Raw genomic sequence first — 13,855 nt, forward strand, 5'->3', positions numbered from 1 at the left:
TCCCGTTCCCGTGTTGACATGCAAGTATTGCCATATGAGGATGTCCGCATGAGTGAGCCTGGGCGGGGTGATGTGGCGGCGTACGACGCCGTCGCCGCACTCTTCGACGCGATGTCGACGCCGCTGCGCGCCGCCCTTGTGCACCGGCTCTGCGAGGGGGAGCAGACCGTCGGTCAGCTCGTCGAGTGGACGGGACGGTCCCAGCCGCTCGTCTCCCAGCACCTGAGGATCCTGCGCACCGCCCACCTCGTCGCCGGCGAGCGACGCGGGCGCGAGGTCGTCTACTCCCTCACCGACGAGCACGTGGCCCACGTGCTGCTCGACGCCTTCCACCACACCCAGGAGAACCACCCATGACCGTCATCGACCACCGCGAGGCCGAGAAGCACGACCACCCCCACGGACCGGGCTGCGGCCACGACGCCGTGGTGCACGAGGACCACGTCGACTACCTGCACGACGGCCACGTGCACCGTGAGCACGAGGGCCACTACGACGAGTGCGCCACCTGCTCGTGCGCACACTGCTCGGACAGCTGCGCGACCTGCGTGTGCGACGACTGCACCTGCGCGACCTGCAACCACAACGTCTGCTCGTGCGCGCACTGCTCCGACAGCTGTGCCAACTGCGTGTGCGCCGACTGCTCCTGCAGCACCTGCAAGCACGCGGCCTGACGCCGGCCGGCGGCGCTCAGGTGGCCGCGAGTCGTCGCGAGGACCGGAGCGCCATCACCGCCGCCGCGAGGGCGAGGGCGAGCACGGCCAGGGCGACGAGCAGGGCCACGCGGATGCCTGCGTCGCCGCCGGAGTCGCCTGCCACCACCTGGTAGGTGGTGGCCAGCAGGGCCGCGCCGAGCGAGGACCCGATGCGCTGGCCGGTCTGCAGCGCACCGCCGGCGGCCCCGCCCATCCGCGGCGGGACCTCCTGCAGCGTGAGGGTGATGTTCGGTGACACCACGGCGCCGCCACCAAGGCCGGCCAGCAGCAGGAACGGCGCGAGCGCCCACCACAGCTGGTCCGTCTCGCGGCCGGGCGCCACCAGGGCAGCACCCAGCACGCCGACCATCATGACGCCAAGGGCGCCGACCGTGAGGGATCGTCCGACCGTGCTCACCAGGCGGCCCGCCAGCGGCGACGTGATCGCCGAGCCGAGCGCGAAGGGCGTCAGCAGCAGCCCGGCGTGCAGGGCGCTGACGTCGCGCGAGTCCTGCAGCCACACCGACGCCACGAGGAACACGCCGGTGAAGCCGGTGAAGTACACGGTGCCCACGAGCATCCCGTTGCCGAAGCCGGGAAGCCGTCGCAGCAGGTCGAGGTCGAGCAGCGGCTCGTGGCCGCGCCGCTTGAGGCGGTGCTCCCAGGCGGCGAAGGCCCAGCCGAAGAGCGGCACGCCGACCAGGAGCACGAGCGGCCACCGCGCTCCGGACTCCAGGCTCACCAACGGGTACAGCAGGCACAGCACCGAGAGGCCGAGCAGGACGGCGCCCGGGACGTCGATGCGTCCCGGCCCGCCGTCGGACTGCCGGCCGGGGACCATGCGGGCGACGGCGATCGCGGCGACGAGCCCGATCGGGACGTTGACGAGGAACAGCAGGCGCCACCCGAGGTCCTCCCCGACCAGCCCGATGACGAGCCCACCGAGCAGGGGGCCGGTGGCCGAGGCGATCGAGACGGTGAGGCCGAAGTACCCGAACGCCCGTCCACGCTCGGCGCCGGAGAACAGCTGCTGGATCAGCCCGGAGCTCTGCGGCGTGAGGAACCCCGCCGACGCCCCCTGCAGCAGGCGGGCCACGACTACCAGCTCGGCCGTGGGCGCGAGACCGGCCGCCGCGCTGGAGGCCACGAACCCGGCCAGCCCGATGAGCATCAGCCGACGTCGGCCGTAGGCGTCGCCGAGGCGCCCGCCGGCGACGAGGGTCAGGCCGAACGTGAGTGCGTACCCGGACACCACCCACTGCACGGTGCCCGGCGTGGTGTCGAGACCTTCCTGGATGGACGGGAGCGCGACGTTGACGATGGTGACGTCGAGCAGCGACATGAAGCCCACCACGAGGGTGACGGCGAGGATGCGCCAGCGGTGGGGATGGGGGCCGTCGTCCTGCGGGGACGCCGACCGTCCTGCGGGGACGTCGACCGGATCCTCGTGCACCAGAACAGCCTGCCGGACGGGTCACGTCGTGCAAGCCGAACGTGGCCGCGATGCCGGTCAGCGCAGCACGATCACGAGTGTCACGATCCCTGTCAGCCACAGCAGACCGATGAGGATGCGCACCGGACGGGACTGGCGCACCGACCACGGGAAAGCCTCGGGGTGTCGGCGGACCGCCACGGCAGCGTCCACGTACTGCGCACTGATCCCCAAGGCGGTCACGAGCTCGTCATGCCGGCAGACCCACGAGTCGCTCGCCAGCACGAGCCCGTTGCGCCCGTCCGACATGGCCAGAGCGCGTGGCCCGAAGGGCTGTCCGAAGAACGATCGTGGATGGAATCGGGACGCCCACAGCTGCTCGACCCGCGTGACACGCGCGCGCGGCCGGGTGCGTCGCCACCGGTACACCTCGACGGCGTCGGGCGTGAGGACCACGCGCTCGAGAGAGGCTCCGACTGACCCCAGGACCGTGGCGAGAAGCAGGAGCGCAGTGCCCGTCAGGATGAACCACGCGGTGATGGTTCCCGAGTACGTGGGGGAGAAGGCCTGCAGGAGTGGGCCGGCGGAGATGAGAGCGGCGGTCAGGACGTCGCGCCGCAGGTTCCTCCAGAGCGGCGCCTCACGCCAGCCCACTGGGCGGAACTCACGCCGCGCCCCGGGCGTGGGGGCGCTTCGGTCGTCCATGGCGGTCAGGTTCCCACGAGTACAGGGCGGCGACCATTCGATCGAACTGATCGCTCTCGTCGGTCGATCGGAACGGGACGCGGTGGGCCGGCCTCGACGTCAGTCCGCGACGCCGTACAGCCGGTCGCCGGCGTCACCGAGGCCGGGGACGATGTAGCCGTTCTCGTCGAGCCGCTCGTCGAGGCCCGCGACCACGAGGTTCACCGGCACGCCGATCTCCTCCATCTCGCGCTCGATGCGCGCGACGCCCTCGGGGGCGGCCAGCAGGCACACGGCGGTGATGTGGTCGGCGCCGCGGTCGACGAGGAAGTGGATGGCGGCGGCCAGGCTGCCGCCCGTCGCGAGCATCGGGTCGAGCACGTAGCACTGGCGACCCGACAGGTCGTCGGGGAGCCGCTCGGCGTAGGTGTCGGCCTCGAGGGTCTCCTCGTTGCGCACCATGCCGAGGAAGCCGACCTCGGCGGTGGGCAGCAGCCGCTGCATGCCCTCGAGCATGCCCAGGCCCGCGCGCAGGATCGGGACGACGAGTGGACGAGGATCGGCCAGGCGCACGCCCTGGGCCTCGGCCACGGGCGTCCTCACGGCGACCGTCTCGACTCGCACGTCGCGTGTGGCCTCGTAGGCGAGCAGCGTGACCAGCTCGTCGGCGAGCCGCCGGAACGTGGGGGAGTCGGTGGACGCGTCGCGCAGCACCGTGAGCTTGTGGGAGACGAGCGGGTGGTCGGCGACGTGGACGTGCATGCGCCGAGCCTAGTGCCCAGGCGATCCACCTTCGCTCCCCGATTCGGGGGGACGGGTCAACCGTCGAGCAGCACGCGCTCGAGCCAGGGGTTGACGAAGGTGCGGTCGGGGTCGAGACGGTCGCGCAGGGCGCGGAAGTCGTCGAGGCGGGGGTAGGCCCGGCGGACGTCGAGGGTGAAGTGCTTGCCCCAGTGCGGTCGGGGCGCGAAGGGGGCCAGCGCCTCCTCCACCACGCGCGCCGCGGCGTCGGCCAGGGCGGTGTCGCCGACCCAGGTGAAGTGGAAGGAGCAGGTGGGCTGCCCGGACTGCGGACTGAGCCACAGGGAGTCCGCGGCGACAGCGCGGATCTCGGCGACCTGCAGCGCGGCCGCGAGGTGCTCGCCCACTGCTCGCACCGCGCGGGCCGCGTCGGCCGCGTGCTCGAACGGGACGTGGTACTCGGACTGCACCTCGTCGCCCACGCTGGGCAGGAAGCCGGGACGGAAGTGCGGCAGCCGCTCCACCCAGGGTCCGGGGACGCCCTGCTGGGCGGTGCAGTGGACGGGGTCCAGGCCGGGTATCGGGTGCTGCTCGCCGGTCATGGGCGTGAGCCCCGTGGCCGTCAGGTCGGGCTCGGGGTCGCCGTCGCGGGACTTGACCCACACGCGGTCGAGCGAGCCGTCCCAGAGCGTGAAGACGCTGACGCTGCGGCCGAGCCCCAGGACGGAGGCGAGCCGGTCCGGCAACGACTCGGGGTCGCCGTCCAGCAGCACCACCTGGCGGTGGTCGACGGCCGGCACGACGTCGAGCTCGAGCGCGGTCACGACACCCAAGGCGCCGAGACCGACCACCGTGCCGTCGAAGTCGGGCTCGCCGCGTCGCACCGTGACGACGTCGCCCGAGGCCAGCACCAGCTCGACGGCGCGCACCTGGGTCGCGAGGTTGCCGGTGCGGACACCGGACCCGTGGGTCGCGGTGGCCACCGCGCCGACGACGTTCAGGTGCGGCAGGGAGGCGAGGTTCTCGAGCGCCAGGCCGTGCGGCTCGAGCGCCACCGCGAGCTGGGCGTGGGTCAGGCCGGCTCCGGCCCGCACCCAGGTGCGGTCGTCGCCGACCTGCAGCTCGTCGAAGGCTGCGACGCTCACGGCCGCGACCTCGGCGTCGGCGGCAGCGTCGGGCAGGTCGTTGAAGGTGTGGGCGGTCCCGACGGGCCGCAAGCGCGAGGTGCCGGCGACGAGCGCGCGCAGTGCGTCGAGGTCGTGGGGGCGGTGCTCGCGGGCGAAGTGGTAGGGCACCGTGCCCGACCAGCTGGTTCGGCGTGGGTCGTGGGTCACGATCCATCGTGACACGTGAGTCAGGTCGTGCAGCGCGACGGCGGGGAGGCCCGGGCACGGTGTCTGGGACGATCGAGGCGTGAGCGAGCCTTCAGCACCCGCGTGGAACGACGAGACCGCGATGCGTCGCGCGCTCGAGCTCGCGGGGGAGGCGATCGCGTCGGGTGACGTCCCGGTGGGGGCCGTGGTGCTCGACCCGGACGGTCGTGCGGTGGGGGAGGGCCTCAACACGCGCGAGCGCGACGAGGACCCGCTCGGCCACGCCGAGCTCGTGGCCCTGCGCGCGGCCGCCGCGACGCTGGGTACCTGGCGTCTCGACGGCTGTACGCTCGTCGTCACGCTCGAGCCCTGCACCATGTGCGCGGGCGCGATCGTCTCCTCGCGCGTCGCCCGGCTCGTCCTCGGCGCGTGGGACGACAAGGCCGGTGCGGTCGGCTCGCTGTGGGACGTCGTGCGCGACCGTCGGCTCAATCATCGCCCCGAGGTCGCGTCCGGGCTCCTCGCCGACGAGTCCTCCGCCCTCCTGCGCGACTTCTTCGCCGCCCGCCGCTGACCGATCCTCCGGTCGACCGGAGGATCTGCGCGCCCGGCCGCGCCCCACCCGTCCCTCGATTCCCATCAGGTGATGGGAATCCCCCACTTCCCATGGAAGACCTTCCATGGGGAGTGGGAGAGAACCCAGGTGAGTGCGCGATTCCCATCAGGTGATGGGAATCGCGCAACCGGGTGGATCACGGGACGGCCGATGCAAGGACGTCCGACCAATGTCGAGGAAGGCCTTGACATGAGCCAGGTCACATTCGTAACGTCATCCGGATAGCGGTACGCGTTCCGCAATACGGAACCTACAGAAGGATGGCCATGACGATCACCCCCCTCGCTCGCCGACTGGCGGCACTGTCCCTGGCGCTGGTCACAGCGACAGCCCTCACCGCCTGCGGCTCCTCCGACGGCGGCGCCGGCTCAGACTCCGACGTGAAGATCGGACTCATCGCCGCCGAGCAGGGCCCGTTCGCCTTCGCCGGCTCGTCCTACCTCAAGGGCGCCGAGCTGGCCGCCGAGCTGGAGGGGGTCGAGCTCGTCGTCGAGGAGGGCTCGGAGGACCCGGCCAAGAGCATCACCGCGTTCAACAAGCTCACCGGCCAGGAGGGTGTCAGCGAGGTCGTCTGCTGCATCTCGAGCGCCGTGGCCGGCGCGATGAAGCCGCTCGCCACGCAGAAGAAGGTGCCGCTGGTCGTCTACGGCGCCACCACCCCCGACCTGGAGGACCCGCCCTACGTGCTCCGTCCCGCGCTGCTGCCGCAGCAGGGCATCGCGCCGGTCGCGGCCCAGCTCGTCGAGGAGCTCGGCATCGAGAGCGCCGTGCACGTGACGGCCAGCGACAACGACGGCCTGGTCGCGCAGAGCGAGGCCGCCCGCAGCTCGACGGAGGAGGCCGGCGCCGAGGACCTCGGCACGGTCAAGACGCTCGTCGCCGACACCGACTTCAGCGGTGCCGTGACCGAGATCCTGTCCAAGGACGCCGACATGGTGACCGTCTACACGCTCGGCGAGGCCGCGGCCACGATCACCAAGGCCCTGCGCGAGAAGGGCTACGAGGGCGTCATCCTCGCCAACAACGCCGTCGCGACGGGCCCGCTGCTCAAGTCGTTCGGCGAGACCCTGGCCGACACCTACTACTCCGTGGAGTACACGCCGGCGAGCGAGAACGCCGCTGCGCAGGAGTTCACGAAGGCCTACGAGGAGAAGTACGACGAGACGCCGGACCTGTTCGCCTCGCAGGGCTACGTCGCGGTGAAGTACGCCGCCAAGGGCGCGGCCGACGCCGGTGACGGTGCCGACGCCGCCGCCGTCGCGGAGTCGCTGGCCGGCATCTCCGAGCTGGAGTCCCCGTGGGGCCCGCTGACCTTCGAGAACGGACAGGGCACGAGCGAGGACTTCCAGATCGTGCAGATCGACGACTCCGGCGTCCCGCAGCTCTGGAAGGGCGCGGGCGCGTGATCCACGACCACCACGACCAGGAGAGGAGGCGATGACATGGACGTCCTGGCACAGCAGATCCTGAACGGGCTGGCGCTCGGCTCCGTGTACGCCGTCTTCGGCGTCGGCTTCGGCCTCATGCTCGCCACCCTCGGCGTGCTCAACGCCGCCCACGGGACCTTCGCGACCTGGGGAGCCCTCACGGTGCTCTTCCTCGTCAACGACGCGGGCATCGGCTTCTGGCCGGCGCTCATCGCCGGGGTGCTCGTCTCGGGCCTCCTGGCCGTGGTGGTCGACTTCGTCGCCTTCCAACCCATCCGACGGCGAGGAGGGGACCTGCTGCCGGCGCTCATCACGAGCATCGGCGTGTGGATCTTCCTCCTCGCGCTCGCCCGGATGGTCACGGGCGCCACGACGTCGCGCTTCTCGCCCGACGCGGCCCCGAGCGGCTCGATCAGCTTCCTCGGCCTCACCCTGGGGCGCACCCAGCTGGTGAGCCTGCTGGCCGTGGCGGTCGTCGGCATCGGCCTCTACGCCCTGCTGCACCGCACGAAGGTCGGCGCCGCGATGCGGGCCGTGGGCCACTCGCCCATGGCGGCCTCGCTGGGTGGGGTCAACCCCGTGCTCATCGTGGCCACGACCGCCTTCCTCTCCGGAGCGGTGGCCGGCCTGGCCGGCATCACGATGGGTCTCAACACGAGCACCGTGAACTTCATGCTGGGCGAGGCGCTGCTCCTCAAGGGCTTCGCGGCGGTCATCATCGGTGGCTTCGGCGACGTGCGCGGCACGGTGCTCGGCGGGCTGCTGATCGGCGTCGCCGAGGTGCTGACCGCGCAGTACGTGTCGGGCAGCCTGCGCGACGCGGTGACCTTCGGGCTGTTGCTCGCCTTCCTGGTGTTCCGGCCGCGGGGCCTGTTCGGCTCCGCCACCGCGATGCAGACGGTGAGGGCATGATGGGCGGCCTCTGGGACCAGTACCGGACCGTCGTCGAGTTCGCGATGGCCAACGCGCTGTTCGCGCTCGGCAGCTGGATCGCGATGTGGGCGGGCGTGTTCAGCCTCGCCGGCGCCTCGTTCGGCGCGGTCGGCGGCTTCAGCGCCGCGTACCTCGACCTGCACATGGGCGCGGGCATCGTCGTCCAGCTCCTCGTCGGCGCCGGCCTCGGCCTGGCCGTCGCCGCGATCCTGTCGGTGCTCCTGCTCAAGCTGGAGAGCCACTGGATGGCGATGGCCACGGTGGCGCTGGTGCTCATCACCCGCGTCGTCGTCCTCTCGGCCGAGGAGTACACCGGAGGCAGCGTCGGCACGGGCGTGACCCGCAAGATCGACCTCATCACGGTCGTCGTGCTGGTCGCGATCGTCTGCTACGCCCTCGCCCGCCTGCGCCGCTCGCGGTACGGCATGGCCGCCCACGCGGTCCGCGAGGACGCCGCGGTCGCCGCGGCCCTCGGCGTCAACCCCTTCACCGTCCGCGCGGTCGCGTTCGCGGCGAGCGGACTCGTGGCGGGCATGGCCGGGGTGGTGCTGGCGAACCTGCTCCAGTACATCGGCCCGGACACGTTCTTCATCACGCTGGCCTTCACCATGGTCGCGGCGATGGTCCTCGGCGGCACCTACCACTGGGCCGGACCCATCGTGGGGGCGATCGTCTTCGTCGGACTGCCCGAGGTGGTGCGCTCCTACGTCGACGGCGTCGACGAGCTCATGACCGGTGCCCTGCTGGTGCTGATCATGGTCTTCATGCCGCGCGGTCTCATCGACCCGCGACGCCAGTGGGTCCGGCGGCTGCGTCGGACCGACGACACGCCCGTGGCCGAGCCCGAGCCGGAGGTGGCCCGATGAGCGACGCACTGCTGACCATCGAGGGACTGACCAAGCGGTTCGGCGGCGTGACCGCCGTCAACGGTGTCGACATGGTCGTGCCCCAGGGCACCGTCATGGGGCTCATGGGTCCCAACGGCGCCGGCAAGACCAGCCTCGTGAACCTGGTGACCGGTTTCTACACGCCGGACGAGGGCTCGGTCCACTTCCAGGGCGACGAGATGGCGGGCCTGGCGCCGCACCAGATCAGCCGACGCGGCATCACCCGCACCTACCAGAACGTGCGGCTGCTCAGCGGCTTCAGCGTCCTGGAGCAGGTGGTGGCGGGCATGTACGCGTCGCGGAAGGCGTCGTCGTTGTCCAGCCTCGTGATGTGGCCGGGCGAGCGGCGGGAGCGGCGGGAGTGTCTCGAGCGCGCCGACGCCCTCCTCACCCGGGTGGGCGTGACGGAGCGGCGTGAGCTGGCCGAGACGCTGCCCTACGGCACGCAGCGCCGGGTGGAGATCGCTCGTGCGCTCGCCACCGACCCGCGGCTGGTGCTCCTCGACGAGCCCACGGCGGGCATGAACCGCGAGGAGTCCGTGGCCGTCGGCGAGCTCATCCGCTCGGTCCGCGACCAGGGCCTCACGGTGCTCGTCGTCGAGCACAACATGCGGCTGATCCTCGACTACTGCGACGCCGCCTACGTCATGAGCTTCGGCGAGGTGCTGTCGCACGGCACCCCGCAGGAGTGCGTCGACGACCCCGCCGTCCAGAAGGCCTACTTCGGAAAGGAGAACGATGCTTCAGGTATCCCGGCTCTGCGCGAGCTACGGAGCGATCCGCGCCGTCCGTGACGTCAGCCTGGAGGTCCCCGAGGGGAACCTCGTGGCCGTCCTCGGCGCCAACGGCGCCGGCAAGTCGACGCTGGTCCGATCCATCGCGGGCGTGCACCGCGAGAAGACCGGCGACATCGTCCTCGACGGCAAGCCCGTCCAGAAGCTGCCGCTGCACCGCATCACGCGGCTGGGCCTGGCGCTCGTCCCCGAGGGTCGGCACGTCGTCTCGCCGCTCACGGTGGCCGAGAACCTCGCGCTCAGCACCTTCTCCGGACGGTCCCGGCCCGAGCTGCTCGACCGCGTGTACGAGCTCTTCCCGCGGCTGGCCGAGCGCCGGACCCAGCAGGCCGGCTCCATGAGCGGCGGCGAGCAGCAGATGCTCGCCATGGGGCGTGCGCTCATGACCGACCCGCAGGTGCTCCTGCTCGACGAGCCGTCGATGGGTCTGGCCCCGTCGGTCATCGACGTCATCTACGGCGCCATCGCGGCACTGCACGCCGAGGGCCAGAGCATCCTGCTCATCGAGCAGGACGCCACGCGGGCGCTCGAGGTGGCCGACCACGCGTACCTGCTGCAGCGCGGCGAGGTGCACATGTCCGGCACGCCGGAGACGCTGGCGCACAGCGAGGACATCCAGAAGGCGTACCTCGGATGAAGGACCTCGTGGGGCCGTCAGGCAGCGCCGACGAGGTGGACCCTCGCAACTACGTCGCGTCGGTGATCAAGTCGTGCAACGTCGTCGAGGTGCTCGGCGGCGGCGACAGCGAGTACAGCCTCGGGGAGATCGCCGCGGCGACCGGCATCGGCAAGACGACCGTGCACCGGCTCCTGTCGTCGCTGCAGATGGCCGGCTGGGTCGAGCGCGGTCCTCGCGACGGCTACCGCCTCAGCATCCGCATGCTCAAGCTCGCCCACGCGGCGCAGCGCCAGTTCAGCATCCGCAACGAGGCGCTGCCGCACCTGCGGTCGCTCGCGGGCCACTTCGGCGACACGGCGTTCCTGCTGGTGCCGTCGGACGAGGGTGCTGTGGTCGTCGAGATGGTCGAGGGCGAGAGCCCCCTGAAGGTCAACACGGTCACGCTCGGCACGGTCCTGCCGTACCACGTGGCCGGCGGACCGACCGTCATGGCGGCCTGGGACGACACCATCCGCGAACGGGTGCTGTCCGCGCCACGCAAGCGCTACACCGACAAGACCGACGTCACGCGCGAGGCCCTCGAGACGAAGTTCGCCCGCATCCGCGAGCAGGGCTACGTCTTCGCCGACGAGGACCTCAACAACGGCGTCGCCGTCGTGAGCGCGCCCGTGTTCGGTCCCACCGGTGCCCTCAGCTGCACCCTCAGCCTCGGAGGCGCCGCCCAGGGCTTCGGCCCGGACCGCCTCGACCACATCGTCACCGCCGTGCGCGAAGCCTGCGCGGCGCTCTCCGAGCGCCTCGGGGCGCCCGCGCCTCGGTGACACGAAGGAAGGAAGCACGATGACGAACCACTTCAGGAACCAGCTCGCCGACGGGCTGGTCTACGCCCCCGGCGTGTGGGACGGGCTGACCGCCCGGATCGCCGAGCAGAGCGGCTTCACGGCGCTCTGCGCGTCGGGGTTCGCCATCTCGGCGTCCCTCGGCCTGCCCGACGCCGAGATGTACTCGATGTCGGAGAACCTCGACGCCGTCCGCCGCATCCGCGGGGCCTCGCGTCTCCCGGTCGTCGCCGACATCGACACCGGGTACGGCAACGCGGTCAACGCCGCCCGCACCGCACGCATGTTCGCCGACGCCGGCGTGTCCGCGGTCTTCATGGAGGACCAGCTGGCGCCCAAGAGGTGCCCCGCGGCCACGAGCGGCGCACCGACGCTGCTCCCCGCCACGGAGGCGGCGGGCAAGGTCCGCGCCGTGCGCGACGAGGTGGGCGACGAGCTCGTCCTCATCGGACGCACCGACGGCATCGGTGACGACGCCATCCGTCGCGCCGTCGCCTACGTGGAGGCCGGCGCCGAGATGATCATGCCCATCTCCAAGGGCTTCCCCGACGCCGAGTCGTGGGCCCGTCTGCACGCCGAGGTGGGTGTGCCGCTCATGTGCTCGCTCACCGCGTGGACGTGGACGGCCGAGCAGTTCACGAGCGAGGTGCTGCGCGAGATCGGCGTCGGCCTGGCGCTGCTCCCGACGCAGATCCTGCTCGCGGCCACGACCGCCACCCGCGCGTCGCTCGAGCGCCTGTCGGCGGGCGAGCCGCCGGCCGAGGTCAGCCGCGACTACATGGAGCACGCCGACTTCCTGAAGCTCATCGGCTTCGACGAGGTCCTGCACAAGCAGTCCCTGTACATGCCCGAGACCCTCGAGGAGGCGTGACCATGGGACAGACCATCACGCAGAAGATCCTGGCCCGCGTCGGCGACCGCGACGCGGTGACGCCCGGCGAGAACTACCCCGTCCGCCCCGACTACATGATCGCGTACGACTTCCCGGGGTACACCGACCGCTTCTTCAAGCAGATGCGCGAGGACTTCGGGGTCACGAAGGTCGCCGAGCCCGACCGGTACGTCCTGTTCATCGACCACATGCTCACGAACAAGAACGAGCGCGAGGCCGAGGTCCACCAGGTCACCCGCGACTGGGCGCACGAGAACGGCGTGCACTTCCACGAGGGCGAGGGCATCGGCCACCAGGTCGCCGCGGAGCTGGGCTACGCGATGCCCGGGTCGTTCCTCATCCACTTCGACGGCCACATCTCCAGCCTCGGCGCGTTCGGTGCGCTCGGCATGGGGGTGCGCCGCGACCTGCTCGAGGGCTGGGTCACCGGCGGCATCCACCTGGACGTCCCGGCGAGCACCCGCTTCCACCTCACCGGGTCGTTCGCGCCCGGTGTGGAGAGCCGTGACCTGATCCACCGGATCATCTCCGACATCGGCGCCGACGGCGTGGCCTTCCAGGTCATGGAGTACACCGGCCCGGGTGCGGAGTCGATGGCGCTGGGCCAGCGGCAGGCGCTGTGCGGCATGGCGATGTTCGCCGGCGGTGTCTCGGCGATCTTCAACCCCGACGAGATGAGCCTCGAGTACAGCCGCAAGGTCGCCCAGCGCGACTTCGAGCCGCTCTACAGCGACCCCGACGCCGAGTACACGGCCCGCTACGACATCGACCTCGACGCCCTGAGCCCGCAGATCGTCATGCCGGGGTCGGCGCGAGCCTCGAACACGCGCGACGTGGCGGAGGTGCACGGACAGAAGATCCAGCGTGCCTTCATCGGCTCGTGCGCGAGCGGACGCATCGAGGACATCCGGGCCGCGGCCGGGATCCTCAAGGGCGAGAAGGTGGCGCACGGCGTGGAGCTGAACGTCGTGCCGACGTCGCGTCGCATCTACGAGCAGGCCGAGTCCGAGGGCCTGCTGGACACGCTGCGATCCGCCGGCGCCCACGTCGTGGAGTCCACGTGCGACTTCTGCTTCGGCTACGCCAAGCCGCTCGAGGCCGGCGAGGCCTGCGTGTCGACCGGGGTGCTGAACATCTCCGGTCGCATGGGCAGCCCCGACGCCGACATCTACATGGGCTCGGCGACGACCGTCGCAGCGAGCGCGCTCACCGGTCGGCTCACCGACCCGCGCGAGGTGGTGAACCCGTGACCACGACGACGACCGCGCCGCAGGTGCTGCCCGACGTGCTGACCGGTCGCGTGGCCTGGATCTTCGGCGACGACCACGACATCGACCTGATGATCGGCGTGCAGAACATCAAGTACACCGATCCGGAGCACCTGCACAGCGTCTGCATGAAGGCGTACGAGGAGGACTTCACCGACAAGGTGCGCGAGGGCGACTGGCTCGTGGGCGGACGGAACTTCGGCTACGGGCACCCGCACTACGTGGCCATGACGGCGATGCGCAACGAGGGCATCATCGGCGTGGTCGCGGAGTCCTTCTCGCCGGGCTTCTGGCGTGGCGAGGTCAGCAACGGCATGCCGCTGCTGACGGTGCCGGGCATCTCGACGTCGGTCGAGCGCTGGGACGAGATGGAGGTCGACTGGCGGGCGGCCACCGTCACCGTCCGGGCGAAGGACCTCGTTCTGCAGGGAGAGGTCCTCAACGACCGGACGCAGGACATGATCGCCGCCGGCGGTCGGTACCAGCTGCTCCTCGCCGAGCACGGCCGCGCGTAGCGGTCCGCCTCCGTCCCACCCGTCTCTCGATTCCCATCAGGTGATGGGAATCCCCCACTCACCATGGAGGGCTCTCCATGGTGAGTGGGGGAGAACCAGGGTGAGCTCGTGGTTCCCATCAGGTGATGGGAATCGCCGATCCGGCCCCGCGCCCGCGCCGACCGTGGTCGAGGCCCCCGCCCCCGCCTTGCCCGCGCCGC

General features: G+C 71.3%; 16 protein-coding genes. 12 read left to right on the forward strand and 4 right to left on the reverse strand.

Annotated elements, in window-relative coordinates; all coding sequences use genetic code 11:
* Positions 1-48: 48 nt before the first annotated feature.
* Both NUV38_RS12015 and NUV38_RS12020 read left to right on the forward strand, forming a co-directional pair.
* The gene (locus NUV38_RS12015) at positions 49-357 is read left to right on the forward strand and encodes a helix-turn-helix transcriptional regulator (RefSeq protein WP_257729339.1); all 309 of its coding nucleotides are present in this window, start codon (positions 49-51) and stop codon (positions 355-357) included.
* Positions 354-674, forward strand: a complete 321-nt coding sequence (locus NUV38_RS12020) for a solute carrier organic anion transporter (protein WP_257729340.1) — start codon at positions 354-356, stop codon at positions 672-674. The genes NUV38_RS12015 and NUV38_RS12020 overlap by 4 nt, the downstream gene beginning before the upstream one ends.
* 16 nt (positions 675-690) lie before the next feature.
* Here NUV38_RS12020 and NUV38_RS12025 read toward each other — a convergent pair whose 3' ends face one another.
* The 4 genes from NUV38_RS12025 to NUV38_RS12040 form a co-directional block, all read right to left on the reverse strand.
* A complete protein-coding gene (locus NUV38_RS12025; RefSeq protein ID WP_257729341.1) occupies positions 691-2,148 on the reverse strand; it encodes an MFS transporter in 1,458 nt (485 codons plus the stop codon).
* 57 nt (positions 2,149-2,205) lie between these two features.
* Complete coding sequence (locus tag NUV38_RS12030; RefSeq protein ID WP_257729342.1) at positions 2,206-2,832, reverse strand: hypothetical protein; 627 nt, start codon at positions 2,830-2,832, stop codon at positions 2,206-2,208.
* A gap of 99 nt (positions 2,833-2,931) precedes the next feature.
* Positions 2,932-3,573, reverse strand: a complete 642-nt coding sequence (gene upp, locus NUV38_RS12035) for a uracil phosphoribosyltransferase (RefSeq protein WP_257729343.1) — start codon at positions 3,571-3,573, stop codon at positions 2,932-2,934.
* Between the two features lie 56 nt (positions 3,574-3,629).
* Positions 3,630-4,886 (reverse strand): D-arabinono-1,4-lactone oxidase, encoded by a 1,257-nt coding sequence (locus NUV38_RS12040; RefSeq protein ID WP_257729344.1) that lies wholly within the window; start codon positions 4,884-4,886, stop codon positions 3,630-3,632.
* A gap of 79 nt (positions 4,887-4,965) precedes the next feature.
* On the opposite strand from NUV38_RS12040, the gene tadA reads away from it, so the two are divergent.
* The 10 genes from tadA (at position 4,966) to NUV38_RS12090 (ending at position 13,655) form a co-directional block, all read left to right on the forward strand.
* Positions 4,966-5,439 carry a tRNA adenosine(34) deaminase TadA gene (tadA, locus tag NUV38_RS12045; protein ID WP_257729345.1) on the forward strand — a complete coding sequence of 158 codons (474 nt, stop codon included), beginning with the start codon at positions 4,966-4,968 and terminating at the stop codon, positions 5,437-5,439.
* A gap of 308 nt (positions 5,440-5,747) precedes the next feature.
* A complete protein-coding gene (locus NUV38_RS12050; RefSeq protein ID WP_257729346.1) occupies positions 5,748-6,887 on the forward strand; it encodes an ABC transporter substrate-binding protein in 1,140 nt (379 codons plus the stop codon).
* A 36-nt stretch (positions 6,888-6,923) separates the two neighbouring features.
* Complete coding sequence (locus NUV38_RS12055; protein WP_257729347.1) at positions 6,924-7,820, forward strand: branched-chain amino acid ABC transporter permease; 897 nt, start codon at positions 6,924-6,926, stop codon at positions 7,818-7,820.
* Positions 7,817-8,707 carry a branched-chain amino acid ABC transporter permease gene (locus tag NUV38_RS12060; protein ID WP_082481031.1) on the forward strand — a complete coding sequence of 297 codons (891 nt, stop codon included), beginning with the start codon at positions 7,817-7,819 and terminating at the stop codon, positions 8,705-8,707. Before NUV38_RS12055 ends, NUV38_RS12060 begins: the two co-directional genes overlap by 4 nt.
* Positions 8,704-9,522, forward strand: coding sequence for an ABC transporter ATP-binding protein (locus NUV38_RS12065; RefSeq protein ID WP_257729348.1), 819 nt, complete (start codon positions 8,704-8,706; stop codon positions 9,520-9,522). The genes NUV38_RS12060 and NUV38_RS12065 overlap by 4 nt, the downstream gene beginning before the upstream one ends.
* Positions 9,467-10,159, forward strand: coding sequence for an ABC transporter ATP-binding protein (locus tag NUV38_RS12070; protein WP_257729349.1), 693 nt, complete (start codon positions 9,467-9,469; stop codon positions 10,157-10,159). The genes NUV38_RS12065 and NUV38_RS12070 overlap by 56 nt, the downstream gene beginning before the upstream one ends.
* Positions 10,156-10,962 (forward strand): IclR family transcriptional regulator, encoded by an 807-nt coding sequence (locus NUV38_RS12075; protein WP_257729350.1) that lies wholly within the window; start codon positions 10,156-10,158, stop codon positions 10,960-10,962. The genes NUV38_RS12070 and NUV38_RS12075 overlap by 4 nt, the downstream gene beginning before the upstream one ends.
* Before the next feature lie 19 nt (positions 10,963-10,981).
* Entirely contained in the window at positions 10,982-11,851 is an 870-nt protein-coding gene (locus tag NUV38_RS12080; RefSeq protein ID WP_257729351.1) for an oxaloacetate decarboxylase, read from the forward strand.
* A 2-nt stretch (positions 11,852-11,853) separates the two neighbouring features.
* The gene (locus tag NUV38_RS12085; protein ID WP_200931180.1) at positions 11,854-13,122 is read left to right on the forward strand and encodes an aconitase family protein; all 1,269 of its coding nucleotides are present in this window, start codon (positions 11,854-11,856) and stop codon (positions 13,120-13,122) included.
* Complete coding sequence (locus NUV38_RS12090) at positions 13,119-13,655, forward strand: hypothetical protein (RefSeq protein WP_257729352.1); 537 nt, start codon at positions 13,119-13,121, stop codon at positions 13,653-13,655. The genes NUV38_RS12085 and NUV38_RS12090 overlap by 4 nt, the downstream gene beginning before the upstream one ends.
* Positions 13,656-13,855: the final 200 nt, after the last annotated feature.

Origin of the sequence: Aeromicrobium sp. 50.2.37 (assembly GCF_024655735.1) — a bacterium.
In the GTDB taxonomy this organism is placed as follows: Bacteria; Actinomycetota; Actinomycetes; order Propionibacteriales; family Nocardioidaceae; genus Aeromicrobium.

Coding starts and splice junctions, on each gene's coding strand:
- NUV38_RS12015 (WP_257729339.1), top strand. CDS start 49: ATGAGTGAGCCTGGGCGGGGTGATGTGGCGGCGTACGACGCCGTCGCC.
- NUV38_RS12075 (WP_257729350.1), top strand. CDS start 10,156: ATGAAGGACCTCGTGGGGCCGTCAGGCAGCGCCGACGAGGTGGACCCT.
- NUV38_RS12030 (WP_257729342.1), bottom strand. CDS start 2,832: ATGGACGACCGAAGCGCCCCCACGCCCGGGGCGCGGCGTGAGTTCCGC.
- upp (WP_257729343.1), bottom strand. CDS start 3,573: ATGCACGTCCACGTCGCCGACCACCCGCTCGTCTCCCACAAGCTCACG.
- NUV38_RS12070 (WP_257729349.1), top strand. CDS start 9,467: ATGCTTCAGGTATCCCGGCTCTGCGCGAGCTACGGAGCGATCCGCGCC.
- NUV38_RS12055 (WP_257729347.1), top strand. CDS start 6,924: ATGGACGTCCTGGCACAGCAGATCCTGAACGGGCTGGCGCTCGGCTCC.
- NUV38_RS12065 (WP_257729348.1), top strand. CDS start 8,704: ATGAGCGACGCACTGCTGACCATCGAGGGACTGACCAAGCGGTTCGGC.
- NUV38_RS12080 (WP_257729351.1), top strand. CDS start 10,982: ATGACGAACCACTTCAGGAACCAGCTCGCCGACGGGCTGGTCTACGCC.
- NUV38_RS12085 (WP_200931180.1), top strand. CDS start 11,854: ATGGGACAGACCATCACGCAGAAGATCCTGGCCCGCGTCGGCGACCGC.
- NUV38_RS12060 (WP_082481031.1), top strand. CDS start 7,817: ATGATGGGCGGCCTCTGGGACCAGTACCGGACCGTCGTCGAGTTCGCG.
- NUV38_RS12020 (WP_257729340.1), top strand. CDS start 354: ATGACCGTCATCGACCACCGCGAGGCCGAGAAGCACGACCACCCCCAC.
- NUV38_RS12050 (WP_257729346.1), top strand. CDS start 5,748: ATGACGATCACCCCCCTCGCTCGCCGACTGGCGGCACTGTCCCTGGCG.